Here is a 25,676-nt window from a genome sequence, read left to right on the forward strand (position 1 = left end):
TCGCTTGTCGAGAATCTAAGAGAGAAGAAGAAATGACTGAGAACACTCAGAAGCTGTCCGACGTCGGCGTGTCGATCTGGCTCGACGACCTGTCGCGCGAGCGCATCTCCTCCGGTGGGCTGCAGAAGCTCATCGACGAGAAGAACGTCGTGGGCGTCACCACCAACCCGACGATCTTCGCCGCGGCCCTGGCCAACGGCGAGTCCTACAGCGAGCAGGTCGCCGCGCTGGCCGCGACCAACACCGACGTCACCGACGCCGTGTTCGAGATCACCACCGACGACGTCGCCGCCGCCAGCGACATCTTCAAGCCGATCTACGACGCCACCAAGGGCTTCGACGGCCGCGTCTCGATCGAGGTCGAGCCGGGTCTGGCGCACGACGCCCAGGGCACCATCGCCCAGGCGAAGGCGCTGTCGGCCAAGGTCGACCGCGAGAACGTGCTGATCAAGATCCCCGCGACCGTCGAGGGTCTCGAGGCGATCACCGAGACCATCGCCGCCGGCATCTCGGTGAACGTCACGCTGATCTTCTCGCTCGAGCGCTACCGCGACGTCATCAACGCCTACCTCACCGGCCTCGAGAAGGCCAAGGAGGCGGGCCACGACCTGTCGAAGATCCACTCGGTCGCCTCGTTCTTCGTGTCGCGCGTCGACACCGAGATCGACAAGCGCCTCACCGCGATCGGCACCGACGAGGCCCTCGCGCTGAAGAGCAAGGCCGGCATCGCCAACGCACAGCTCGCCTACGAGGTCTGGACCCAGGCGTTCGCCACCGAGCGCGCCCTGCTGCTGCTCGAGAGCGGCGCCAACACCCAGCGTCCGCTCTGGGCGTCGACCGGTGTGAAGGACCCGAGCGTCCCCGACACCGCCTACGTCGTCGAGCTGGCCGCCCCGTCGGTCGTCAACACGATGCCCGAGAAGACCCTCGAGGCCCTCTCCGACCACGGCGAGGTGCGCGGCGACACCATCGCCCACTCCTACGAGGAGGCCAACAAGGTGCTCGACGCCATCGGCGCCCTGGGCATCTCGTACGCCGAGGTCACCGAGCTGCTCGAGAAGGAGGGCGTCGAGAAGTTCATCGTGTCCTGGAACGAGCTGCTCGACACCGTGACCGCCGCCCTGAAGGCTGCTGAATGACGATCGCCATCCATGTGTCGGGCGACGCCAAGGCGGCCGTCCAGGCACAGGTCCCGGTGCTGGTGGGCGACCTGGTCGCCTCCGGCATCACCGCGCTGAACCCCACGCTGTGGGGTTCAGCCGCGGAGGCGGAGGCCTCCAAGCGGCTGGGCTGGGTCGAGGCGGTCTCCGTCTCGCGTCCCCTGGTCGCCGAGATCGAGGCGCTGCGCGCCGAATTCCTCTCCGCCGGGATCGATCACTTCGTGCTCGCGGGCATGGGCGGCTCCTCGCTCGCCCCCGAGGTCATCACGAAGACGTTGGGCGTCGAGCTGACCATCCTCGACTCGACGTCCCCGGAGCAGATCCGGGCGGCCCTCGACGACCGCCTGGCCTCGACGGTGCTGATCGCGTCGTCGAAGTCAGGCGGCACGCTCGAGACCGACAGCCAGCGCCGGGCCTACGAGGCCGCCTTCCGTGCGGCGGGCATCGACCCGGCCGCGCGCATCGTGATCGTCACCGACCCCGGTTCGCCGCTCGAGGCCGAGGCCCGCACGGCGGGCTACCGCGTGTTCCTGGCCGCCCCCGACGTGGGAGGACGCTACTCGGCCCTCACCGCGTTCGGGCTCGTGCCCTCGGGGCTCGCGGGCGCCGCGATCGACGAGCTGCTCGACGAGGCCGAGGCGATCTCGCTGAACCTCGCCGAGGACGGTGACGAGAACTTCGGCCTCATCCTGGGCGCCGCCATCGCGGGCACCAGCCCGCTTCGCGACAAGACGGGCATCGTGGCCGACGGAACCCACATCGTGGGCTTCGCCGACTGGGCCGAGCAGCTGATCGCGGAGTCGACCGGCAAGGACGGCAAGGGCCTGCTCCCCGTCGTGCTCGACGTCGACTCCCCCGAGCTCTCGGAGCGTCTGCCCGACGTGCAGATCGTGCGCCTGGTCGCCGACGCGAACGAGTTCCACCTGCGGGAGCGCCACCCGGGCGAGGTGCTGATCAGCGGCTCCCTCGGAGCCATGCTGCTCACCTGGGAGTACGCGGTCGCGGTCGCCGGGCGGCTGCTCGGCATCGATCCGTTCGACCAGCCCGACGTGGAGTCGGCGAAGCAGGCTGCCCGCGGCCTGCTCGACGCCCGTCCGGAGCCCGAGGCGCCGTCGTTCGTCGAGAGCGGCATCGAGGTGCGCGGCACGGCCGGCGTCGTGTCGGGTGAGTCGTCGGTGCGGGCATCCGTCGACGCCCTGATCGCAACGCTGCCGGCTGACGGCTACCTCGCGGTGATGGCCTACGTCGACCGCACGGCACTGCCGCAGCTCGCCGAGCTGCGCGACCTGCTCGCCGCGCGCTCGGGCCGCCCCGTCACCTTCGGCTGGGGCCCGCGGTTCCTGCACTCCACCGGCCAGTACCACAAGGGCGGCCCCGCCACCGGCGTGTTCCTCCAGATCACCGCCGACCCGGCAGCCGACCTCGAGATCCCCGATCGCCCGTTCAGCTTCGGCCAGCTCATCCAGGCCCAGGCCGCGGGCGACGCGGCCGTCCTCGAGCAGCACGGCCGGCCCGTGCTGCGCCTCAACCTCACGAACGCGTCCCTCGACGCCGAGACCCTCCTCAGCGTCCTGCGCTGACGAGGTCCGGCCCGAACCTAGGAGTTCAATGCCTCCCGTTGAGATCACCCCGGAGTACAACCCGCTCCGGCTTCCCTCCGATCGCCGCCTGAACCGCATCGCGGGGCCCTCCGGTCTCGTGATCTTCGGTGTCACCGGCGATCTCTCGCGCAAGAAGCTGATGCCGGCGGTCTACGACCTCGCCAGCCGCGGCCTCCTGCCGCCCGGCTTCTCGCTCGTCGGCTTCGCCCGGCGCGACTGGGAGGACCAGGACTTCGAGCGCGTCGTGCACGACGCCGTTAAGGAGCACTCGCGCACCCCGTTCGACGAGGACGTGTGGCGTCAGCTCTCCGAGGGCATCCGCTTCGTCTCGGGCGAGTTCGACGACGACACGGCCTTCGAGCAGCTGAAGGAGACGATCGACGAGCTCGATCGCGACCGCGGCACCATGGGCAACTACGCCTTCTACCTGTCGATCCCGCCGAAGGCGTTCCCGCTCGTCACCGAGCAGCTGCGCCGCTCGGGGCTGGCCGACCAGAAGGAGGGCCAGTGGCGACGCGTCGTCATCGAGAAGCCCTTCGGCAGCGACCTGAAGACGGCCCGTGAGCTGAACGACGTGGTCGAGTCGGTCTTCCCGCCCGATTCGGTGTTCCGCATCGACCACTACCTCGGCAAGGAGACCGTCCAGAACATCCTGGCGCTCCGCTTCGCGAACCAGCTCTACGAGCCCATCTGGAACGCGAACTACGTCGACCACGTGCAGATCACCATGGCCGAGGACATCGGAGTGGGCGGCCGCGCCGGCTACTACGACGGCATCGGTGCAGCGCGCGACGTGATCCAGAACCACCTGCTGCAGCTCATGGCGCTCACCGCCATGGAGGAGCCCATCTCGTTCGACGCCGCCGACCTGCGCGCCGAGAAGGAGAAGGTGCTCGCCGCCGTCAAGCTGCCGGAGGACCTCAGCACCGTGACCGCCCGCGGGCAGTACTCGGGCGGCTGGCAGGGTGGCGAGAAGGTGCTCGGCTTCCTCGAGGAGGACGGCATGAACCCGCAGTCCACCACGGAGACCTACGCCGCGGTGAAGCTCGACGTCGGCACGCGCCGCTGGTCGGGTGTGCCGTTCTACCTCCGGGCGGGCAAGCGCCTCGGCCGCCGCGTCACCGAGATCGCGGTCGTGTTCAAGCGCGCTCCGCAGTACCTCTTCGCCGAGAGCCAGACCTCGGAGCTCGGGCAGAACGCGCTCGTCATCCGGGTGCAGCCCGACGAGGGCGTGACCATCCGCTTCGGGTCGAAGGTGCCGGGTGCCGGCGTGCAGGTTCGCGACGTCACGATGGACTTCGGCTACGGCCACGCCTTCACCGAGGCGAGCCCCGAGGCCTACGAGCGCCTCATCCTCGACGTGCTGCTCGGCGACCCGCCCCTGTTCCCGCGTCAGCGCGAGGTGGAGCTGTCGTGGATGATCCTCGACCCGATCGAGGAGTACTGGAGCACCCAGGGCCAGCCGGAGCAGTACCGGCCCGGAACCTGGGGACCGAGCTCCGCCGATGAACTGCTGGCCCGCGACGGAAGAACCTGGAGACGCCCGTGATCGTCGACCTGCCCGACACCACCACCAGCAAGATCTCGAAATCGCTGGTGAAGATCCGCGAGGAGGGCGGCGCCGTCGCCCTGGGCCGCGTGCTCACCCTCGTCATCGTGACCTCGCTCGGCGAGGAGGAGGACGCCATCGAGGCGGCCAACGACGCCTCCCGCGAGCACCCGATGCGCGTCATCGTGGTCTCGACCGACACCGCGAACGACGGCATGAACACCGGCCGGGGAGCGCGTCTCGACGCGCAGATCCGTGTCGGCGGTGATGCCGGAGCGAGCGAGGTCGTCGTGCTGCGCGCCTACGGCGCCGCGGCGAGCGACCAGGAGGGGCTCGTCACCGGGCTGCTGCTGTCCGACGCCCCGGTCGTCGTCTGGTGGCCGGGCGCCGCCCCCGACGACGTGTCCAAGAGCGACCTCGGCCGCATCGCGACGCGACGCATCACCGACTCGTCGAACCAGCCGAACCCCTACGAGGCGCTGCTGCGCCGGGCCGAGAGCTACGCCCCCGGCGACACCGACTTCGCCTGGACGCGGCTCACCCTGTGGCGCGCCCAGCTCGCCGCGGTGCTCGACCAGCCGCCCTACGAGCCGGTCACGGCCATCGAGGTCTCGGGTGCCTCCGACTCACCGTCGACGCTGCTGCTCGCCGCCTGGCTGCGGCACCAGCTGCAGGTGCCGGTGAAGTACGGACTGCTCTCGCGCTCGAACGGCTCGAGCGGCATCCACGGCGTGATCCTCACCCGGGAGAGCGGCGACATCGAACTGGTGCGCGACGTGCCCAACGTCGCCCGTCTCAGCCAGCCGAACCAGCCCACCCACGACCTGTCGCTGCCGCGCCGCAACCTGCGCGACTGCCTGGCCGAGGAGCTGCGTCGGCTCGATCCGGACGACCTGTATGGTGAAGTGATCTCCCAGGGGCTCTCCGAGCTGCTGGAGTCGAAAGACGCCGGCGTTCGCGACGCGGTCTGACAGGGTAGGGACGATATTCGATGACCACTGACCGCCGAGTTCTCGTGCACCCCGACAAGGAGTCCCTCGCGGGCTCGGTGGCGGCACGGTTCATCACCAAGATGATCGACATCCTCGACGAGTTCGAGGAGGCGAACGTCGTGCTCACGGGTGGCACGATGGGCGAGAAGGTGCTGGAGGCCATCCGCACCTCCCCCGCCTCGCACACGATCGACTGGTCGCGCATCACCTTCTGGTGGGGCGACGAGCGCTTCGTGGGCCGTGACGACGCCGACCGCAACGAGCTGCAGGCCCGGCGGGCGCTGCTCGACCACGTCCCCGTCGACGAGTCGAAGGTGCACGCCTACCCGGCCGCCGGCGAGGGCGTCGACCTCGACGAGGCCGCGCGGGTCTACGCCCGCGAGCTCGCCGAGGCTGCGCCCGAGGGCAAGGAGTACCCGCGCTTCGACATCATGTTCCTGGGTGTCGGGCCCGACGGGCACATCGCGTCGCTGTTCCCCGGTCACGACGAGATCCGCATCACCGACACCTCCGTGGTGCCGGTGCGCAACTCGCCGAAGCCGCCGCCCGAGCGGCTCAGCCTGACCCTTCCGGTCATCCAGTCGGCCGACCGCATCTGGATGGTGCTGGCGGGTGCCGACAAGGCGTCGGCCATCGGGCTGGCCCTCGCCGGCGCGAGCGTCGACGAGGTTCCGGTCGCCGGTGCCCAGGGGCGAAAGCGCACGGTGTTCTTCGTCGACCAGGAGGCCGCGGCCGAGGTGCCTGAGGCGCTGATCGCCCCGTCGTACTGAGGCGGGCGCGGTTCGCCGCGCATCCGGCCCCTGCCGGGGGCACGAAAAAGGGAGGCTCTCGATCGAGAGCCTCCCTTTGGCGTTGCGGGCCGCGAGCTACTTGGCGACCGTGCCCCGGCGCTCGCGCAGCTGGGTCAGGGCGTCTTCGAGCAGCTGCTCGGCCTCCTGCTCGGTGCGGCGCTCCTTCACGTAGGCGAGGTGCGTCTTGTAGGGCTCGAGCTTGGCGACCGACGGCGGGTTGGCCTTGTCGCGACCGGCGGGCAGGCCCGAGGTCGGGCAGTCGATGACCTCGGGGATCTCCTCGTCGGGCAGGTTCGCCGCGAAGTAGCGCACCGTCTCGTTGCCGAGTGCATCCCAGTACGAGACCTGGATGCGCTCCGCGTGGAAACCGCGGTCCTGCTCACCCATCGGACCGGCGCCGACGCGCGATCCGCGGATCGCACTTCCTCCTGATGCCATTGGATTTCCCCCTAGAGTCCCGTGTCGAACTTGGTGATCAGCCCGAGCACGATGATGCTGGCGACCCAGACGAGCCCCAGGATGACGGTGATGCGGTTCAAGTTGCGTTCGGCCACGCCGGACGCTCCCAGGTTGGACGTGACGCCGCCGCCGAACATGTCGGACAGACCGCCGCCGCGCCCCTTGTGGAGCAGGATCAGAAGGGTCAGAAGCAGGCTCGTGATGGCGAGAACCACCTGGAGGATGACCTGAAGGATTTGCACTGCTTGCCTTTCACATACGTCGGTAGCGGGGTCGCTTCCCCCGAAGACCAGAGGTCAGTCTACACTCCAACGTGCTTCTGGTAGCGGACGATGGCGGCGAACTCCGTCACGTCGAGGCTCGCACCGCCGACCAGGGCACCGTCGACGTTCGGCTCGCGCATGAAGCCGGCGATGTTGCCGGACTTGACCGAACCGCCGTAGAGGATGCGGGTGGCCGCAGCCGTGTCGGCTCCGAGCTTCTCGGCGAGCACGGCGCGGAGCGCCGCACCGACGGTCTCGGCCTGCTCGGGCGTGGCGGCCTGACCCGAGCCGATGGCCCAGACCGGCTCGTAGGCGACGACGATGTCGACGCCCGCCTTCAGGCCCTCGATCGCCGCGGTGAGCTGCGCCACCGGAACAGCGCTCTGGCCGTGCTTCTCGAGGTCGTCGGCGGTCTCGCCGACGCAGATGATCGGCACGATGCCGTGCTTCACGGCCGCTTTCGTCTTGGCGGCGACGATCTCGTCGGTCTCGCCGTGCAGCGTGCGCCGCTCGGAGTGGCCGATGATGACGAACTTCGTGTCGAGCTGGGCCAGGAACTGACCCGAGATCTCACCGGTGTAGGCACCGGACTCGTGCTCGGATACGTCCTGTCCGCCGTAGGCGAGCCCGAGCTTGTCGGCGGCCACGAGGGTCTGCACCGACCGCAGGTCGGTGAACGGGGGGAACACCGCGACCTCGACGTCGTCGTAGCTGTGCTTCGCGTCCTCGAGCGACCAGGCGAGCTTCTGCACGAAGGCGATCGCCTGCAGGTGGTCGAGGTTCATCTTCCAGTTGCCCGCTATCAGGGGCGTGCGCTTCAGGACCATCCGAGGACCTCCAGGCCGGGGAGACGCTTGCCCTCGAGGAACTCGAGACTGGCACCGCCTCCGGTTGAAATGTGACCGAACTGGTCGTCAGTGAAGCCGAGGGCGCGCACGGCCGCAGCCGAGTCACCGCCTCCGACCACACCGAGGCCGTCGACCTCGGTGAGGGCCTGCGCCACGGCTTTGGTGCCGGCTGCGAAGGGCTCGAGCTCGAACACGCCCATGGGCCCGTTCCAGAACACGGTCTTCGAGTCGGCGATGATCTCCGCGAAGGTCGCGGCGGTGTCGGGCCCGATGTCGAGGCCGAGTCCGGATGCTCCGAACGGCGTCTCCTCGATCGAGTCGGCCGAGGTGACCGCCGTGTCGGCGTCGGCGCCGAACTTCGAGGCCACGACGATGTCGGTCGGCAGCACGATGCGCACGCCGAGCTCGTCGGCCTTGGTGAGGTAGCCGCGCACGGTGTTGAGCTGGTCCTCCTCGAGGAGGCTGGCGCCGACGGCGTGGCCCTGGGCCTTGAGGAAGGTGAAGAGCATCCCGCCCCCGATGAGGAGCGTGTTCACCTTGGGCAGCAGGTGGCCGATGACCCCGAGCTTGTCGGAGACCTTCGAGCCGCCGAGCACCACCGTGTAGGGGCGCTCGGGGTTCGCCGTGAGGCGGTCGAGCACCTCGAGCTCGGTCTGGATGAGGAGGCCTGCGGCGCTCGGCAGCAGCTCGGCGAGGTCGTAGACGCTCGCCTGCTTGCGGTGCACGACGCCGAAGCCGTCGGAGACGAAGGCGTCGCCGTAGGCGGCGAGCTTCTCGGCGAACGCGCGGCGCTCCCCCTCGTCCTTGCTGGTCTCGCCGGGGTTGAAGCGGAGGTTCTCGAGCACGGCGATCTGACCGTCTTCGAGGGCGGCCACCGCATCCGTCGCCTCGTCGCCGACGGTGTCGTGGGCGAACGCGACCGGCTTGCCGAGCAGCTCGCTCAGACGCTCCGCCACGGGCTCGAGGGAGTACTTGGCCTCGGGGGCGCCGTCGGGGCGGCCGAGGTGGCTGACTACCACGACGCGTGCGCCCTGCTCGAGCAGTGCGTTGAGGGTGGGGAGGCTCGCGCGCACGCGGCCGTCGTCGGTGATGACCCCGTCCTTCACAGGAACGTTGAGGTCGCAGCGGACGACGACGCGCTTGCCGGCGAGCGATCCGAGGGAGTCGAGAGTGCGGAGCGTCACGGGGTCGCTTTCAGTCAGGAGCCGGTGGTGCCCCGTCGCAAAGGGCGACGAGGGCACCACCGGCTGAGGGGTTTACTACAGCTTGGCGGCGACGAACTCGGCGATGTCGACGAGTCGGTTCGAGTAGCCCCACTCGTTGTCGTACCACGAGGCGACCTTGACCTGGTTGCCGATGACCTTGGTCAGGCCGGCGTCGAAGATCGAGGAGTGCGGGTCGGACACGATGTCGCTGGAGACGATCGGGTCTTCGGTGTAGCTCAGGATGCCCTTGAGGTCGCCCTCGGCGGCGTTCTTGTACGCCTCGTTGATCTGCTCGACCGTGGCCGGGTTGGTCAGCTCGACGGTGAGGTCGGTGATCGAACCGGTCGGCACCGGCACGCGCAGGGCGTAGCCGTCGAGCTTGCCCACGAGCTCGGGGATGACGAGGCCGAGGGCCTTCGCCGCACCGGTCGAGGTGGGGATGATGTTCAGCGCGGCGGCGCGGGCGCGACGCAGGTCGCTGTGCGGGCCGTCCTGGAGGTTCTGGTCGGCGGTGTACGCGTGCACCGTCGTCATCAGGCCGCGCTCGATGCCGAAGTTGTCGAGCAGCACCTTGGCGAGCGGCGCGAGGCAGTTCGTGGTGCAGGAGGCGTTCGAGATGATGTCGTGCACCTGGGGGTCGTAGGTGCCCTCGTTGACGCCCAGCACCAGGGTCGCGACGTCGTCGCCGGTGGCGGGAGCCGAGACGATGACCTTCTTCGCGCCGGCGGTGATGTGCTTGCGCGCGTCGTCGCTCTTGGTGAAGCGGCCGGTCGACTCGATGACGATGTCGACGCCCAGCTCGCCCCAGGGGAGGTCGGCGGGGTCGCGCTCTGCGAGCACGATGATCGGCTTGCCGTTGACGACGATCTTGTCGCCGTCGAGCTCCACCTTGGCGTCGAGACGGCCGGTGATGGAGTCGTACTTGAGAAGGTGCGCGAGCGCCTTGTTGTCGGTGAGGTCGTTGACGGCGACGATCTCGATATCGCTGCCCTTGGCGAGGGCGGCGCGGAAGAAGTTACGGCCGATACGGCCGAAGCCGTTGATACCGATCTTTACGGACACAGATTGCTCCTGTTGCTGGGGCCCTGTCGGGCATGTGGTGGTGGGTAGCCGTGGAGAAGGATGCCGGGGCGACCAGCTCGGTCGGCCCCGGCATCCGGCGTCGCTATGACAGTACCAGCAGGCCTTCGGTCTTCGTGCGGGCCGCCTCGAGGCGGGCGGCGACGTTCGCCCAGTTGGCGATGTTCCACACCGCCTTGATGTAGTCGGCGCGCACGTTGAGGTAGTCGAGGTAGTAGGCGTGCTCCCAGACGTCGAGCATGAACAGCGGCACGACGCCGAACGGCACGTTGCCCTGCTGGTCGAACAGCTGGAAGACGGTGAGCTGCCGGCCGATGACGTCCCAGCCGAGCACGGCCCAGCCGCTGCCCTGCACGCCGAGCGCGACGGCGGTGAAGTGGGCCTGGAACTTCTCGAACGAGCCGAAGGCGTCGTCGATGGCCGAGGCCAGCTCGCCCTCGGGGGTCTGGGTGTCGGGGGTCAGGTTCGTCCAGAACACCGAGTGGTTGACGTGCCCGCCCAGGTTGAAGGCGAGGTCCTTCTCCAGCTTGTTGACGTTCGCCAGGTTGTCGGATGCGCGGGCCTCGGCCAGCGCGGCGAGGGCCGTGTTGGCGCCGGCCACGTACGTCGCGTGGTGCTTGTCGTGGTGGAGCTGCATGATCTTGCCGCTGATGTGGGGCTCGAGCGCAGCGTAGTCGTACGGCAGCTCAGGCAGAGTGTACTCAGCCATGGATGATCTCCTCGTGATAGAGGCCGCCGACCAGATGAGCGGCGGCTGTGAGTGACCTGATCAGTCTATTCCTGCCGGGGCCGGATCAGTCGTCGAGGTCGGGCGGAAGGTTGGCCTCCGTACCGGGGATTCCCAGGTCGACGGCCTGCTTGTCGGCCATCGCGAGGAGGCGGCGGATGCGGCCGGCGATCGCGTCCTTCGTCATCGGCGGGTCGGCGTGGTGGCCGAGCTCGTCGAGGCTGGACTCGCGGTGCGCCAGGCGCAGCTCGCCCGCGTACTTCAGGTGGTCGGGGATGTCCGGGCCGAGGATCTCCATGGCCCGCTCGACGCGCGCGCAGGCGGCGACGGCGGCCTGCGCCGAGCGGCGGAGGTTCGCGTCGTCGAAGTTCACCAGGCGGTTGGCGGTGGCGCGCACCTCGCGGCGCTGGCGCATCTCCTCCCAGGTGGTGACGGTCTTGGCCGCCCCCATCACGGAGAGCATCGCGGCGATGGCCTCACCGTCGCGGATGACGACGCGGTGCACGCCCCGCACCTCGCGCGCCTTGGTGGCGATGCCGAGCCGGGACGCGGCGCCGACGAGCGCCATGGCCGCCTCGTTGCCGGGGCAGGTGACCTCGAGGGCCGCCGACCGTCCGGGGTCGGTGAGCGAGCCGGCGGCGAGGAACGCGCCGCGCCAGACGGCCGCCAAGTCGTCCCGGCCGCCGGTGGTGAGCCGGTTGGGGAGGCCGCGGATGGGGCGCCGCCGCGCATCCAGCAGCCCCGTCTGACGGGCCAGGGTCTCGCCGCCGTCGATGACGCGCACGAGGAAGAAGCCCTCGCGGCGGGCACCCGAGGGCGCCACCTTCGAGACGTCGCCCTTCACGCCGTACAGCTCGGCCAGGTCGCGGAGAACGCGCTTGACGATGTCGGCGGTGTCGAGCTCGGCCTCGATGGCGATGCGGGAGGAGATGAGATGGAGCCCTCCGGCGAAGCGGAGGACGGTCGCGAGCTCGGCTGCCCTGACGGTCGTCTTGCTGACGACCACGCGGGCGAGTTCGTCTTTCACATCGGCTGTGAGAGCCACTATTCAGAACCTTCTTCTGTTGCTGGTCACTCGCGACCGAGGTCGCGGTGCTTGACGTTGACCACCACGCCGGGGAAGGCGCCGATCAGCTCGGAGAGCTCGCGGGCGATGGCGACGGAGCGGTGCTTGCCGCCCGTACAGCCGATCGCGATGGTCGCGTGGCGCTTGTTCTCGCGCTGGTAGCCGGCGAGCACCGGCTCGAGCGCCTTGGCGTACGCCTCGACGAACTCGCGCGCCCCCGACTGGCCGAGTACGTACTCGCTCACCTCGGGGTCGAGCCCGGTGTGGGCCCGCAGCTCGGGCACCCAGAACGGGTTGGGCAGGAATCGGGCGTCGGCGATGCCGTCGGCGTCGGTCGGCGCCCCGTACTTGAAGCCGAAACTCATCACCGTGACCTGCACGCCCGCGGTGTCGGCGTGCGAGAACTTCTCCTGCACGACCGTGGCGAGCTGGTGGATATTCAGGTCGGAGGTGTCGATGATGATGTCGCTCGACTCCCGGATGGGGCTCAGGCGCGAGCGCTCGGCCCCGATGCCGTCGAGCAGCGTGCCGTTGCCCTGCAGCGGATGCGGCCGCCGCACCTGCTCGAAGCGCCGCACCAGTGCCTGGTCGGTCGCCTCGAGGAACACCACGCGCAGCTGGGTGCCGCCGCGCAGCGCCTGGATCATGTCTTGAAGGTCGGCGAAGAAGTCGCGACCGCGCACGTCGACCACCGCGGCGATGCGCGGGAGGGTCGAACCGGCGTGCTCCGCGAGGTCGACGAGCGGCCGGAGCATCTGCGGCGGCAGGTTGTCGACGACGTACCAGCCCAGGTCTTCGAGGGCGTTGGCCACGGTGGAGCGGCCCGCCCCCGACATGCCCGTGACGATCAGCACTTCCTGCTGCTGAGGGGAGTCGGACATCACACGCTTTCGCTCAGGGGATCGGGACGGGGTGGCATCCAGCCTACCGGTGCAGGGTGGTGCGGATCTGCTCGGCCAGCAGCGGACCGATGCCCTTGACCTCGGAGATCGCCGTGACGTCGGCCTTCTTCAGCTCGGCGACCGAGCCGAAGTGCCGCAGCAGCTCGCGCACGCGGGAGGGGCCGAGGCCGGGCACCTCGGTGAGCACGCTGGAGATGTCTCGCTTGCGGCGCGAGCGCTGGTGCGTGATGGCGAAGCGGTGGGCCTCGTCGCGGAGGCGCTGGATCATGAACAGCGCCTCGCTGCCGCGGGGCAGGATGACCGGGTAGTCGCTGTCGGGCAGCCAGATCTCCTCGAGACGCTTGGCGATCCCGGCGAGGAAGATGCCCTGCACGCCCGACTCCTCGAGGGCGCGGGCCGCGGCGTTCACCTGCGGCTGGCCGCCGTCGACGATCAGCAGGTTCGGCGGATAGGCGAACTTCTTCTTCTTCTCGGGCTCGACCGGCCCCTCCCCCTCGGCGAAGACCTGCGTCTGCGCCTCGAGGGCGGCCTTGGCCTCGGCGGCCACGGCTTCGACACTCTCGTCGGTCTTCAGGTAGGCGAGGCGGCGGGTGATGACCTGGTAGATCGACTCCGTGTCATCCGTCGAGTCGGCGATCGAGAAGCGGCGGTACTGGTCTTTTCTGGCCAGACCGTCTTCGAACACCACCATGGAGGCGACGATGTTGGTGCCCTGCAGGTGCGAGACGTCGTAGCACTCCATGCGCAGCGGGGCGTCGGTCATGCCGAGCGCCTCCTGGATGTCGGTGAGCGCCTGCGAGCGGGCGACGAAGTCGGATGAGCGCCGGGTCTTGTAGAGCATCAGGTTGTTCTTGGCGTTCATCGTGGCGGTCGACATCAGCGCCGCCTTCTCGCCGCGCTGGGCGGTGCGGAGGTGCACCTGGCCGCGGCCCCGCCGCTCGCCGAGCCAGGCCTCGAGCTCGTCGGTGTCATCCGGCAGCGCCGGCACGATGATCTCCTTCGGCGGCACCTCGCCCTCGTAGGCCTGCAGCAGGATCGTGTCGACCAGCTCGCCCGTGTCGATGTCGATCTCCTTGTCGACCGTCCACGAGCGCTCACCGCGGATGCGGCCGCCGCGCACGATGAACTGCTGCACGCTGGCGGCCAGCTCGTCGTGCTCGATGCCGAACAGGTCGGCGTCGACCTTGTCGCGCAGCACGACCGCGCTCTTGGCGAGCACGGCCTCGAGGGCCTGCAGCTGGTCGCGGTACTTGGCCGCCGCCTCGTAGTCCTGGCGCTCGGCCGCCGCCTTCATGTTCTTCGTGGCCTGGGTCACGAAGCGCTTGTCGCCGCCCGCCATGAAGGCCACGAAGTCGTCGACGACCGCGCGGTGCTCCTCGATGGTGACCTTGCCCGAGCACGGGCCGCCGCAGCGGCCGATCTGGCCCGGGAAGCAGGGCCGGCCGGTCTGCATGGCGTGCTTGTAGCTCGAGTCCGAGCAGGTGCGGATGGGGAACGCCTTGATCATCAGGTCGATGGTGTCGCGCACCGCCCAGATCTTCGGGTAGGGGCCGAAGTACTTGGCGCCCTTGATGCGGTGGTTGCGCGTCACCATCACCCGGGGCGCCTCGTCGCCGAGCGTGACCGCCATGAAGGGGTAGGTCTTGTCGTCGCGGAACTTGACGTTGAACGGCGGATCGAACTCCTTGATCCAGGTGTACTCGAGCTGCAGCGACTCGATGTCGGTCGCCACGACCGTCCATTCCACGCCGGCCGCGCTCAGCACCATGCGCCGGGTGCGCTCGTGCAGGCTGCGGAGCGGGGCGAAGTAGTTGCTGAGGCGCGCCCGGAGGTTCTTGGCCTTGCCGACGTAGAGCACGCGGCCGGTGGCGTCTTTGAAGCGGTAGACGCCCGGCTGGGTGGGGATCTCCCCCGCCTTGGGGCGGTAGGGGACGGTGTCTGCCATCGGCTGTCGCTACTTCGTCAGGGCGGGCTGCTTCTCCGCCTTGTCGGCCGCCGCCTTGCGCGGGCGCCGGGCCTGGGCCTTGTCGGCGCTCGCGCTGCGCGGCGCGGGCAGCACCTCGGCCAGGAAGTGACCGGTGTGGCTCGCCTCGACCTTGGCCAGCTCCTCGGGGGTGCCGGAGGCGATGATCGTGCCGCCGCCCGAGCCGCCCTCGGGGCCGAGGTCGATCAGCCAGTCGGCCGACTTGATCACGTCGAGGTTGTGCTCGATCACGATCACCGAGTTGCCCTTGTCGACGAGGCCGTTAAGCACCATCAGCAGCTTGCGCACGTCTTCGAAGTGCAGACCGGTGGTCGGCTCGTCGAGCACGTAGATGCTGCGCCCGTTCGAGCGCCGCTGCAGCTCGGTGGCCAGCTTGACGCGCTGCGCCTCACCGCCGGAGAGCGTGGTGGCGCTCTGGCCGAGCCGCACGTAGCCGAGGCCGACCTCGACCAGCGTCTTCAGGAAGCGGTGGATCGCCGAGATGGGCTCGAAGAACTCGGCCGCCTCGGAGATCGGCATGTCGAGCACCTCGGCGATGTTCTTGCCCTTGTAGTGCACGCTCAGGGTGTCGCGGTTGTACCGCGCACCGCCGCAGACCTCGCACGCGACGTAGACGTCGGGCAGGAAGTTCATCTCGATCTTGATCGTGCCGTCACCCGCGCAGGCCTCGCAGCGGCCTCCCTTGACGTTGAAGCTGAAGCGGCCGGGCAGGTAGCCCCGCGCCTTCGCCTCGGCGGTCTCGGAGAACAGGTTGCGGATGCGGTCGAACACGCCCGTGTAGGTCGCCGGGTTCGAGCGCGGGGTGCGGCCGATCGGCGCCTGGTCGACGTGCACGACCTTGTCGAGGTTCTCGAGACCGGTGACGCGCTTGTGCTTGCCGGGGAGCTTGCGCGCGCCGTTCAGCTTGTTGGCGAGCACCCGGTAGAGGATGTCGTTCACGAGGCTCGACTTGCCGGAGCCGCTCACGCCGGTGACGGCGGTGAGCGTGCCGAGCGGGAAGTCGGCGGTGACGTTCTTGAGGTTGTTCGCCTCGGCGCCCACGACGGTGATCATGCGCTTCTTGTCGATCGGTCGGCGCTTCGTCGGCACCTCGATGGCCTTGCGGCCCGAGAGGTAGTCACCGGTGAGCGACTCGGTGTTCGCGAGCAGCTCGTCGTAGTGGCCCGAGTGCACGACGGTGCCGCCGTTCACCCCGGCGCCCGGGCCGATGTCGACGATCCAGTCGGCGGTGCGGATGGTGTCTTCGTCGTGCTCGACGACGATGAGCGTGTTGCCGAGGTTCTTCAGCTTCACGAGGGTGTCGATGAGGCGGCGGTTGTCGCGCTGGTGCAGACCGATCGACGGCTCGTCGAGCACGTAGAGCACGCCGGTCAGGCCCGACCCGATCTGCGTGGCGAGACGGATGCGCTGAGCCTCGCCGCCCGAGAGCGACCCCGCGGCGCGAGCCAGGTCGAGGTAGCTCAGGCCGACCTCGATCAGGAAGTCGAGCCGCGCCCGGATCTCGCGCAGTACCTGCGCCCCGATCATCGCCTCGCGGTCGGTGAGGGTGAGGGTGCCCATGAACTGCTGGGCGTCGCTCAGGCTGAGCTCGGCGACGTCGGCGATGCTGAGCTCGTTGACGGTGACCGCAAGCACCTCGGGCTTCAGCCGCTTGCCGTTGCAGACGGGGCAGGGCACCTCGCGGAGGTACTCCCCCCAGCGCTGACGCTGCGAGTCGCTCTCGGCCTGCAGGAACTGGCGCTCGATGTAGGGCATCACGCCCTCGAAGCCGGAGGTGTAGCTCATCTCACGGCCGTAGCGGTTCTTCCACTTGACCTTCACCTCGAAGTTGTCGCCGCGCAGGATCGCCTCGCGCACCTCGGGGGTCAGCTTCTTCCACGGCGTGTTCAGCGAGAACTTCAGGTCGCGGGCGAGGCCGTCGAGCAGCTTCTCGTAGTACTGGAACAGGCCCTTGCCCTGCGTGGTCCACGGGATGATCACGCCGTCGTTGATGCTCAGGTCTTCGTCGCCGAGCAGCAGGTCTTGGTCGACCGACATGCGGGTGCCGAGGCCGGAGCACTCGGGGCAGGCGCCGAACGGGGCGTTGAACGAGAAGGTGCGCGGCTCGATCTCGGAGAGCTGGATGGGGTGCTGGTTCGGGCAGCTGAGCTTCTCGGAGAAGGTCGCCCAGGCGTCGGGGCCGTTCTCGTCGACGTAGTTGATCTGCACCAGGCCGTCGGTGAGACGCAGAGCGGTCTCGAGCGAGTCGGTGAGGCGCCCGAGGATCTCGGGGCCGGCCACCAGGCGGTCGACGACCACCGAGATGTCGTGCTTGAACTGCTTCTTGAGCTTGGGGGCGTCGGAGAGCTGGATCATCTCGCCGTCGACGATCGCGCGCGAGTAGCCGCCCGCGCTCAGCTCCTTGAAGAGGTCGACGAACTCGCCCTTCTTCTGCGAGACGACCGGGCTGAGCACCTGGTAGCGGATGCCCGGCTCGAGCTCCATCAGCTGGTCGGCGATCTGCTGCACGGTCTGGGCGGAGATGCGCTCCCCGCAGACGGGACAGTGCGCGATGCCGATGCGTGCCCAGAGCAGACGCATGTAGTCGTAGATCTCGGTGATGGTGCCGACGGTGGAGCGCGGGTTGCGGTTCGTCGACTTCTGGTCGATCGAGACCGCAGGGCTCAGGCCCTCGATGAAGTCGACATCGGGCCGGTCGACCTGACCGAGGAACTGGCGCGCGTAGGCACTCAGGCTCTCGACGTAGCGGCGCTGACCCTCGGCGAAGATGGTGTCGAACGCGAGGCTCGACTTGCCCGAACCGGACAGACCGGTGAAGACGACGAGGGAATCGCGCGGGATCTCGATGTCGACGTCGCGGAGGTTGTGCACCCGGGCGCCCTTGACCGTCAGCTTTCCGAGGGAATTGAAGGGCTTGACGGCAAGGGAATCAACGTTCTCTACGTTCGAAATCGACACCCCTCAACTGTACGTGGAGCCACCGACACTGAGGCCCGAGTTCGCTTCGAGCGACACCGCGATCGGGTTCGGCCCGGTTCAGGCCGTCGTCACCCGCGGGACACCTGCCGTTCGCACGGAGCCGTCAGGGTGGCGACCGTGCTGAAGATCTCCTCGCGCCCGCTCGCACTCGTCGCCGGCGGCGCCCTCCTCCTCTCCGGCCTGCTCGGGATGCCCGTGGCGGCGTCGGCCGCGCCGGCTCCCGCTGCCGTGCCCCCTGCTTCTCCTTCTCCTTCTCCTACTCCGGCTGCCGCTTCGCTGCGGATCAACGAGATCGAGACCGACGGCAGCCCCGACTGGGTCGAGCTCGTCAACATCGGCGAGCAGCCGGTCGACGCCTCGGGCACCGTGCTGACCGGGCGGGAGAACGACGTGTCGCTCACCCTGCCGGCCGGCACCGTGATCGACGCCGGCGCGGTGTTCGTGGCCGAGGGCTCGGGCTTCAAGCTGAAGAAGAACGACCGCCTGGGGCTCTACGCGCCCGGCGGTGAGGTGCTGCTCGACTCGTACGAGTGGGGCGATAGGCACCTCGACAGCTACGGGCGGGTGCCGAACGGCACGGGTGACTTCGTGCAGCAGGCCGTGCCGTCCAAGGGCGCGCTCAACCCGGAGACGAGCGAGCCGACGGAGCCAACCGACCCCACGGACCCGACCGACCCCGCCGAGCCGGGCGACGCGTGGAAGGCCGTCTCGATCAACGAGGTCACCTCGGCCAACGCCGACCCGTACCACGACGCCTACGAGCTCGTGAACACCGGTGACGTCGACGTCGACGTCGCCTCCTGGACGCAGGGCGACAGCAGCAGCGCCCCCGCCCCGGTCGAGGCGCCCAACGGCACCGTCGTGCCGGCGCACGGCTACCTCGTGCTGCTGTCGAACCAGGGCCTCAGCTCCGACGGCGACGGCGTGCGCCTCTTCCTCGCCGACGGCAGCACCTCGGTCGACTCGGTCACCTGGGGCGCGGCCGACGCGCAGCCCGGCTCGTGGTCGCGCTGCGGCGACGCCACCGGTGCCTGGGCGCACACGGCGGCGTCGAGCTGGGGCGTCTCGAACGCCGAGGCGTGCGCCGGCGAGATCATCCCGCCGAGCATCCCGGGCGGTACCGAGTGCGAGAGCGAAGCGGCCTCGGGCAGCGGCCCGGCGATCGCCGGTGGCGCCGCCTGGCCCGGCAGCCAGGACTGGCGCGTGTCGGACAACGCCTGCAGCTTCGTCACCCCGCTCTCGGGTCAGGATCTCTCGGGCCTCGCCATCGACCCGGCCCAGCCCACGGTGCTCTGGGCCGTCAAGAACAAGAGCCACGTCTATCGACTGGTGAAGAGCGGTGACCTCTGGGTGCCCGACACGGCGAACGACTGGGGCGCCGGTAAGGACATCGTCTTCCCGGACGGCGGCGGACAGCCCGACTCCGAGGGCATCACCGTCGGCCCCGACGGGTTCCTCTACATCACGACCGAGCGCGACAACGCCGCCAGCAGCGTGCCCCTGGAGAGCGTGCTCCGCTACGACCCGAGCGCCTCGGGCACCACCCTTCAGCCGACGCACCAGTGGGTGCTGACCGCCGACCTGGCCGACGCGATCGACCCCGTGAAGGCCGACGCGAACCTCGGCTTCGAGGGTCTCACCTGGGTGCCCGACAGCTACCTCACCGGCAACGGCTTCGTCGACCAGAGCACCGGAGCCGCCTACGATCCGGCCGACTACCCGGGCCACGGCAGCGGGCTCTACTTCGCCGCCCTGGAGAAGAACGGCCACCTCTACGCCTACGCGCTGAACGCAGACGGGTCGTTCCACCGGGTCGGGTCGATCGACACGGGCCTGCCGATGATCCAGGAGACCCAGTGGGATGCCGATGCGCAGCGCATCTGGGCCGTCGCCGACAACAGCTCGGCCGGTTCGGTGACCCTGCTGAAGATCGACGCCCAGGGAGACTTCGCCGTCGATCGCGTCTACGACCGGCCGACGGGGCTGCCCGACTACAACCTGGAGGGCTTCGCCGTCACCCCGAGCTCGACCTGCGTCGGCGGGGTGAAGGAGGTCATCCGGGCCGACGACGGCAACAACGGCGGACATTCGCTCTGGTCGGGCACCATCTCGTGCGACCTCGCCCTCGGGCCGCAGGGCCCGATCCCGCCCGCCGAGCCGACCCCGGCGCCCACCAGCCCCGCCCCCACGAGCCCGGCACCGGCCAGCCCGGCTCCGGCCACGCCCGTCACCCCCGCGAAGCCGGGTGCCGGGGCGAAGCCCACGGGCCTCGCGTCGACGGGTGCCGAGCCCGCGGGCTGGGCCGCCGCCGGAGCCCTGCTCCTGCTCGGCGGCGCGGGCCTGGTGCTGCTCCGCCGTCGCCGCACCACCCGCCCCACCTCCTGAGCGCGTCGCCGGGGCCCCGCGAGGGCCCCGGCATCCGCATATCAGGCGATGTGGCCGGCCTTCTCCATCTGCCGCAGCTCGCGCTTCAGCTCCGAGACCTCGTCGCGGAGGCGCCCCGCGAGCTCGAACTTGAGCTCGGCGGCCGCCTCGAGCATCTGGCCGTTCAGGTCGGCGATGATCGACTCGAGGTCGTTCGCGCCCTGCGCGGCGATGCCCTCGCGCCGGAGGTTCGGCGTGGGGCTCTTCTTGCCGCGGCCAGCGCGCTCCTTGAGCAGGTCGGCCGTGTCGGCGCCCTCGCGGGCGAGTGCCTCGGTGATGTCGGCGATCTTCTTGCGCAGCGGCTGCGGGTCGATGCCGTGCAGCGTGTTGTAGGCGACCTGCTTCTCGCGCCGGCGGTCGGTCTCGTCGATCGCGAGCCGCATCGAGTCGGTCATCTTGTCGGCGTAGAGGTGCACCTCGCCCGAGACGTTGCGGGCCGCGCGGCCGATCGTCTGGATGAGCGACGTCGAGGAGCGCAGGAAGCCCTCCTTGTCGGCGTCGAGGATGGCCACCAGCGACACCTCCGGCAGGTCGAGCCCCTCACGCAGCAGGTTGATGCCGACGAGCACGTCGTAGACGCCCTGCCGGAGCTCGGTCAGGAGCTCGACCCGTCGCAGCGTGTCGACATCCGAGTGCAGATAGCGCACCCGCACCCCCGCCTCCGTGAGGAAGTCGGTGAGCTCCTCGGCCATCTTCTTCGTGAGCGTGGTGACGAGCACCCGCTCGTCGCGTGCGGCCCGCAGCCGGATCTCCTCGAGCAGATCGTCGATCTGCCCCTTGGACGGCTTCACGATGAGCGTCGGGTCGATCAGACCGGTGGGGCGGATGATCTGCTCCACCACCCCGTCGGCGATGCCCATCTCGTACCGCCCCGGCGTCGCCGAGAGGTAGACGGTCTGGCCCACCCGCTCCTTGAACTCGTTCCACTTCAGCGGACGGTTGTCGAGCGCGCTCGGCAGCCGGAACCCGTGGTCGACCAGCGTGCGCTTGCGCGAGGAGTCGCCCTCGTACATGGCGCCGATCTGCGGCACGGTGACGTGGGACTCGTCGATGACGACCAGGAAGTCGTCGGGGAAGTAGTCGATCAGGCAGTGCGGCGCCTCGCCCGGGTTGCGGCCGTCGATGTGCCTCGAGTAGTTCTCGATGCCCGAGCAGAAGCCGATCTGCTGCATCATCTCGAGGTCGAAGGTCGTGCGCATCCGCAGTCTCTGGGCCTCGAGCAGCTTGCCCTCGCGCTCGAGCTGGGCCAGCCGGTCGTGCAGCTCGGTCTGGATGGTCTCGATGGCGCGGTGCATGACGTTCGTATCGGCCACGTAGTGCGAGCCGGGGAACACCGAGACGCTCTCGAGCTTCTGCACGATGTCGCCGGTGAGCGGATGCAGGCTGTACAGCCCCTCGATCTCGTCGCCGAACATCTCGATGCGGATGGCCAGTTCTTCGTACATCGGGATGATCTCGATGGTGTCGCCGCGCACCCGGAAGTTGCCGCGGGAGAAGTCGATGTCGTTGCGCTGGTACTGCATCGACACGAAGCGGCGGATCAGGTGGTCACGGTCGATGCGCTGCCCCACCTGGAGCGCCATCATCGCGTTGAGGTACTGCTCCGGCTTGCCGAGGCCGTAGATGCACGAGACGGTCGAGACGACCACCACGTCGCGGCGGGACAGCAGCGAGTTGGTTGTGGAGTGGCGCAGGCGCTCGACCTCGGCGTTGACCGAGCTGTCCTTCTCGATGAAGGTGTCGGTCTGCGGCACGTACGCCTCAGGCTGGTAGTAGTCGTAGTACGAGACGAAGTACTCGACGGCGTTGTTGGGCATCAGCTCGCGGAACTCATTCGCCAGCTGGGCCGCCAGGGTCTTGTTGTGCGCGAGCACCAGGGTCGGGCGCTGCACCTGCTCGATCAGCCAGGCGGTGGTCGCCGACTTTCCGGTACCGGTGGCGCCGAGCAGGACGATGTCGGTCTCGCCCGCGTTGATGCGGCCGGCGAGCTCGGCGATGGCGGCGGGCTGGTCTCCACTCGGCGTGTATTCAGAGATGACTTCAAAGGGGTGCACGGAGCGAGTGGGTTCCATGCGTTAAGTTTAGGGAGAGCCACCGACATCAGCGTCGGTGCTCGCTCAGAGCGTCATGCCGAGCGTTACCTCACCACCACCACGAGGCAGACATCACCATGCGAATCGGAATCCTCACCAGCGGCGGCGACTGCCCCGGTCTGAACGCCGTCATCCGCGGCGCCGTGCTGAAGGGCACGGAGATCAACGACCAGGAGTTCGTCGGCTTCAAGGACGGCTGGCGCGGCGTCGTCGCGGGCGACATCCGCCCGCTCGAGCGCAGCGACGTGCGCGGCATCGCCAAGCAGGGCGGCACCATCCTCGGCACCTCGCGCACGAACCCGTTCGAGGGCAACGGCGGGCCCGAGCGCATCCAGGAGATGCTCGACCGGCACGGCATCGACGCCATCATCGCCATCGGCGGCGAGGGCACCCTCGCGGCGGCCAAGCGGCTGACGGATGCGGGGCTGAAGATCGTGGGTGTGCCGAAGACCGTCGACAACGACCTCGACGCCACCGACTACACCTTCGGCTTCGACACCGCCGTCGAGATCGCCACCGAGGCCATGGACCGCCTGCGCACCACCGGCGACTCGCACAGCCGCTGCATGGTGGCCGAGGTGATGGGCCGTCACGTCGGCTGGATCGCGCTGCACTCCGGCATGGCCGCCGGTGCCCACGCCATCCTGATCCCCGAGCAGAAGACGAGCATGGAGCAGGTCGCCGCGTGGGTGCGCAGCGCCGCCGACCGCGGCCGCGCGCCGCTCGTCGTCGTCGCCGAGGGCTTCACGCCCGACCACGCCGACGACGCCCACTCCGAGCGCGGCCTCGACGCCTTCGGCCGCCCCCGCCTCGGCGGCATCGGCGAACGCCTCGCCCCCATGATCGAGGAGATCACCGGTATCGAGACCCGCGCCACCACGCTCGGCCACATCCAGCGCGGCGGAGTGCCGACGGCCTACGACCGGGTGCTCGCCACCCGCCTCGGCATGGCCGCGAGCGACATCGTGCAGGACGGCTCGTGGGGCCGCATGGTCGCGCTCCGCGGCACCGAGATCGAGACGGTCGGCTTCGAGGAGGCGCTCGGCAAGCTCAAGACGGTGCCGCAGCACCGCTACGACGAAGCGGCCATGCTCTTCGGCTGACCCCCGATCAGCTCGCGCACGCATGCGGGCCGTCGACCCTCAGGAGCGGTCGGCGTCCCGCACCCGTGCGTCTACCCGTGCACCGCCTCGAACCCGACGGCATCGCCCGGCCTCAGCTGTGCCGCGACGTCCACGGCCTCCGGTGTGAGCACCGCGATCACCGGGTAGCCGCCCGTCACCGGGTGGTCGCGCAGGAACACCACCGGCTCCCCGCTCGGCGGCAGCTGCACCGCGCCGACGATCATGCCCTCGCTGGGCAGGGTGAGTGCGTGGCCCCCTGATCCGGGGGCCGATTGCGGGCCGACGAGCCGCACGCCGACGCGGTTCGACGCGGCGGAGACGGTCCACTCCGTCGCGAGCAGGCGCGGTAAGCCGGCGGCGCCCACGAGGTCGGCGCGCGGCCCGGGCGTCACCGCGAGCATCCGCCCCCATCGCCGGCCGATCGCCCCGGGCAGCAGGGTCGCCTCGGGCCACTCCCCCGCGACGTCGCCCACCGGCAGCACGTCGCCCGCCCGCAGCGGCGCCGGGCCGAGCCCGCTCAGCACGTCGCTCGACCGGCTGCCGAGCGTGGGCGGCACGGCGAATCCGCCCCTCACGGCGAGCGTCGTGCGGAGCCCCTGCGTCGGCGGCCCCACCCGCACGACGTCGCCGTCGCCGAGGGTGAACGAACAGCCCACCGGATGCTCGACCGCCGCCCGCCCGCCCGACCGCTCCACGACGACCGACCCCGTCGCCCCGGTCACGGCCACGAGCAGCGCACCCCGGGCGCGCAGCACGATCCCGCCGAGCACGGACTCGAGCACCGCCTCCCCCGCCGCGTTCCCGACCAGCCGGTTGGCGGCCCGGTACGAACCCTGGTCGGCGGCACCCGACCCGGTGACGCCGAGGTGCGCGAGGCCCGGGCGGCCCGCATCCTGGAGCAGGGTGAGCGTGCCGGTCGCCAGCACCTCGACCGCGTGCTCAGCCGGTATCGACGAACCTCACCGCGGTGCCCGGGGCGAGCAGGGCCGGAGCGGGACGACCGGCGTCCCACAGCGTGGCCTCGGTGCGGCCGATCAGGTGCCAGCCTCCGGGCGACTCGCGCGGGTACACCCCGCAGTAGCCGGCAGCCAGCGCGACCGATCCCGCCGGGACGGAGGACCGAGGAGTCGATCGTCGAGGCAGGGTGAGCCGGCCCGCGTCGTCGCCCGTCAGGTACGCGAAGCCGGGCGCGAAGCCGATGAAGGCCGCCGTCCAGCGCGTGCCCGTGTGCAAGGCGATCAGGTCACCGACCGTCAGGCCGAGCGTGCGCGCGACGTCGTCGAGGTCGGGGCCGTCGTACGTGACCCGGATGTCGACGCGGTGCGGCCCGTCGGTCGGGCCCGCAACGGCGGAGCCCTGGGCGGCCCAGCCCGCGGCTGCCGGGCCCGCGGCGGCCGCGGCGTCCGCCGCCTCCAGCAGCCAGCGCCGCACACGGGCGGCGTCGGTGCGTCCGGGGTCGAACGTCACGAGCACCGTGCGCTCGGCGGGCACGGCGTCGATCACCCCGTCGAGCGAGGGCGGCGCCGACGGCTGCGCCCGGAGCCGGGAGTAGAGGGCGAGGGCGGACCGGGCATCCGGAACCTCGGCCAGCAGCGCCGACGCACCGACCGGTCGCAGCTGCAGCCCGAGCGGAGACGCCGAAGCGCGCGGCGCACCCGTCATCGCACCGCGAACGCCGCGACCGTCAGCCCGGAGGCCTCGAGCGCGTCGCGCACCGCGCGGGCGATCCGCACGGCGCCGGGGGTGTCGCCGTGCACGCAGATGGTCTCGGCCGAGAGGGGCAGGTCGGTGCCGTCGATCGCGGTGACGACGCCCTCGGCGGCCAGGCGGAGCATCCGCTCGCCGATCTCGTCGGGGTCGTGCAGCACCGCACCGGGTTCGCCGCGCGGAACCAGCGTGCCGTCGGGCCGGTAGCCCCGGTCGGCGAAGGCCTCGGGCACGAAGCGCAGGCCCTCGGCCTCGGCGAGGCGGCCGATCTCGGAGTCGGGCAGCCCGACGATCGGCAGCGTCGCGTCGACCGCGAGAACCGCCTCGACGACGGCCGCGGCCTGCAGCTCGTCGTGCACGACCCGGTTGTAGAGGGCGCCGTGCGGCTTGAGGTAGGCGACGCGGGTTCCGGATGCGGTGGCCAGCCCCTGCAGAGCCCCCAGCTGGTAGACGACGTCGGCCATCAGGTCGGCCGGCGGCAGATCGAGGTCGCGGCGGCCGAAGCCGCGGAGATCGGGGTACGACACCTGGGCGCCGACGCTCACGCGGTGCGCGGCGGCCTGGCGCACCGTGGCGAGGAGGCCTGACGGGTCGCCGGCGTGGAAGCCGCACGCGACGTTCGCGCTGGTCACGAGCTCGAGCATGCTGCGGTCGTCGCCGAGGGTCCAGGCGCCGTAGGACTCGCCGAGGTCGGCGTTGAGGTCGATGGTGGTCACGGCGCG

The 25,676-nt window shown here is 70.0% G+C and carries 21 protein-coding genes; 7 read left to right on the forward strand and 14 right to left on the reverse strand.

The genetic code is table 11. From position 1 onward, the window contains the following. Nucleotides 1-32: 32 nt before the first annotated feature. From tal to pgl, 5 genes are read left to right on the forward strand one after another with little or no spacing between them, the layout of a single operon-like run. Nucleotides 33-1,139 (forward strand): transaldolase, encoded by a 1,107-nt coding sequence (gene tal / locus ITJ64_RS13635; RefSeq protein ID WP_194681310.1) that lies wholly within the window; start codon nt 33-35, stop codon nt 1,137-1,139. After that, nucleotides 1,136-2,740 (forward strand): glucose-6-phosphate isomerase, encoded by a 1,605-nt coding sequence (locus tag ITJ64_RS13640; protein WP_194681311.1) that lies wholly within the window; start codon nt 1,136-1,138, stop codon nt 2,738-2,740. Before tal ends, ITJ64_RS13640 begins: the two co-directional genes overlap by 4 nt. A 28-nt stretch (nt 2,741-2,768) precedes the next feature. Further along, on the forward strand, nt 2,769-4,310 hold the full coding sequence (zwf, locus tag ITJ64_RS13645) for a glucose-6-phosphate dehydrogenase (RefSeq protein WP_194681312.1): 1,542 nt from the start codon (nt 2,769-2,771) through the stop codon (nt 4,308-4,310). Continuing rightward, nucleotides 4,307-5,281, forward strand: a complete 975-nt coding sequence (locus tag ITJ64_RS13650; RefSeq protein WP_194681313.1) for a glucose-6-phosphate dehydrogenase assembly protein OpcA — start codon at nt 4,307-4,309, stop codon at nt 5,279-5,281. Before zwf ends, ITJ64_RS13650 begins: the two co-directional genes overlap by 4 nt. Before the next feature lie 20 nt (nt 5,282-5,301). Then, the gene (pgl, locus tag ITJ64_RS13655; protein ID WP_194681314.1) at nt 5,302-6,072 is read left to right on the forward strand and encodes a 6-phosphogluconolactonase; all 771 of its coding nucleotides are present in this window, start codon (nt 5,302-5,304) and stop codon (nt 6,070-6,072) included. Between the two features lie 96 nt (nt 6,073-6,168). Here pgl and ITJ64_RS13660 read toward each other — a convergent pair whose 3' ends face one another. The 10 genes from ITJ64_RS13660 to uvrA all read right to left on the reverse strand — a co-directional run bounded on the left by ITJ64_RS13660 (nt 6,169) and on the right by uvrA (nt 17,579). After that, on the reverse strand, nt 6,169-6,531 hold the full coding sequence (locus tag ITJ64_RS13660; protein WP_173180991.1) for an RNA polymerase-binding protein RbpA: 363 nt from the start codon (nt 6,529-6,531) through the stop codon (nt 6,169-6,171). Nucleotides 6,532-6,542: 11 nt separating this feature from the next. After that, nucleotides 6,543-6,794: a preprotein translocase subunit SecG gene (secG, locus tag ITJ64_RS13665; protein ID WP_173180992.1), complete on the reverse strand. Its 252-nt coding sequence runs from the start codon at nt 6,792-6,794 to the stop codon at nt 6,543-6,545. 59 nt (nt 6,795-6,853) lie between these two features. Continuing rightward, nucleotides 6,854-7,642 carry a triose-phosphate isomerase gene (gene tpiA / locus ITJ64_RS13670; protein ID WP_194681315.1) on the reverse strand — a complete coding sequence of 263 codons (789 nt, stop codon included), beginning with the start codon at nt 7,640-7,642 and terminating at the stop codon, nt 6,854-6,856. Then, nucleotides 7,633-8,847, reverse strand: coding sequence for a phosphoglycerate kinase (pgk, locus tag ITJ64_RS13675; RefSeq protein ID WP_194681316.1), 1,215 nt, complete (start codon nt 8,845-8,847; stop codon nt 7,633-7,635). The genes tpiA and pgk overlap by 10 nt, the downstream gene beginning before the upstream one ends. A 75-nt stretch (nt 8,848-8,922) precedes the next feature. Continuing rightward, nucleotides 8,923-9,930: a type I glyceraldehyde-3-phosphate dehydrogenase gene (gene gap / locus ITJ64_RS13680; RefSeq protein WP_194681317.1), complete on the reverse strand. Its 1,008-nt coding sequence runs from the start codon at nt 9,928-9,930 to the stop codon at nt 8,923-8,925. 103 nt (nt 9,931-10,033) lie between these two features. Next, nucleotides 10,034-10,657: a superoxide dismutase gene (locus ITJ64_RS13685; RefSeq protein ID WP_194681318.1), complete on the reverse strand. Its 624-nt coding sequence runs from the start codon at nt 10,655-10,657 to the stop codon at nt 10,034-10,036. Between the two features lie 85 nt (nt 10,658-10,742). Beyond that, nucleotides 10,743-11,720, reverse strand: a complete 978-nt coding sequence (gene whiA, locus ITJ64_RS13690) for a DNA-binding protein WhiA (RefSeq protein ID WP_194681319.1) — start codon at nt 11,718-11,720, stop codon at nt 10,743-10,745. Between the two features lie 26 nt (nt 11,721-11,746). After that, nucleotides 11,747-12,622 carry an RNase adapter RapZ gene (rapZ, locus tag ITJ64_RS13695; RefSeq protein ID WP_194681320.1) on the reverse strand — a complete coding sequence of 292 codons (876 nt, stop codon included), beginning with the start codon at nt 12,620-12,622 and terminating at the stop codon, nt 11,747-11,749. Between the two features lie 43 nt (nt 12,623-12,665). Next, the gene (uvrC, locus tag ITJ64_RS13700; protein WP_194681321.1) at nt 12,666-14,588 is read right to left on the reverse strand and encodes an excinuclease ABC subunit UvrC; all 1,923 of its coding nucleotides are present in this window, start codon (nt 14,586-14,588) and stop codon (nt 12,666-12,668) included. Nucleotides 14,589-14,597: 9 nt separating this feature from the next. After that, nucleotides 14,598-17,579, reverse strand: a complete 2,982-nt coding sequence (gene uvrA / locus ITJ64_RS13705) for an excinuclease ABC subunit UvrA (RefSeq protein WP_194682152.1) — start codon at nt 17,577-17,579, stop codon at nt 14,598-14,600. A 144-nt stretch (nt 17,580-17,723) separates the two neighbouring features. Between uvrA and ITJ64_RS13710 the strand changes: the two genes are divergently transcribed. Further along, a complete protein-coding gene (locus ITJ64_RS13710) occupies nt 17,724-19,991 on the forward strand; it encodes a lamin tail domain-containing protein (RefSeq protein WP_194681322.1) in 2,268 nt (755 codons plus the stop codon). 41 nt (nt 19,992-20,032) lie between these two features. Here ITJ64_RS13710 and uvrB read toward each other — a convergent pair whose 3' ends face one another. Beyond that, complete coding sequence (gene uvrB, locus ITJ64_RS13715) at nt 20,033-22,102, reverse strand: excinuclease ABC subunit UvrB (protein ID WP_194681323.1); 2,070 nt, start codon at nt 22,100-22,102, stop codon at nt 20,033-20,035. Nucleotides 22,103-22,200: 98 nt separating this feature from the next. Here uvrB and ITJ64_RS13720 point away from each other — a divergent pair, with 98 nt between their 5' ends. Next, nucleotides 22,201-23,226 (forward strand): 6-phosphofructokinase, encoded by a 1,026-nt coding sequence (locus ITJ64_RS13720; RefSeq protein WP_194681324.1) that lies wholly within the window; start codon nt 22,201-22,203, stop codon nt 23,224-23,226. A gap of 71 nt (nt 23,227-23,297) precedes the next feature. On the opposite strand, the gene ITJ64_RS13725 is transcribed toward ITJ64_RS13720, so the two are convergent. The 3 genes from ITJ64_RS13725 to ITJ64_RS13735 are packed head-to-tail and all read right to left on the reverse strand — an operon-like array spanning nt 23,298 to nt 25,670. Continuing rightward, nucleotides 23,298-24,173 (reverse strand): biotin-dependent carboxyltransferase family protein, encoded by an 876-nt coding sequence (locus tag ITJ64_RS13725; RefSeq protein ID WP_370545190.1) that lies wholly within the window; start codon nt 24,171-24,173, stop codon nt 23,298-23,300. Nucleotides 24,174-24,186: 13 nt separating this feature from the next. Continuing rightward, nucleotides 24,187-24,909 carry an allophanate hydrolase subunit 1 gene (locus tag ITJ64_RS13730; protein ID WP_228508676.1) on the reverse strand — a complete coding sequence of 241 codons (723 nt, stop codon included), beginning with the start codon at nt 24,907-24,909 and terminating at the stop codon, nt 24,187-24,189. Further along, a complete protein-coding gene (locus tag ITJ64_RS13735) occupies nt 24,906-25,670 on the reverse strand; it encodes a 5-oxoprolinase subunit PxpA (protein WP_194681325.1) in 765 nt (254 codons plus the stop codon). Before ITJ64_RS13735 ends, ITJ64_RS13730 begins: the two co-directional genes overlap by 4 nt. Nucleotides 25,671-25,676: the final 6 nt, after the last annotated feature.

It is taken from the genome of Herbiconiux sp. VKM Ac-1786, from assembly GCF_015350805.1.
In the GTDB taxonomy this organism is placed as follows: domain Bacteria; phylum Actinomycetota; class Actinomycetes; order Actinomycetales; family Microbacteriaceae; genus Herbiconiux.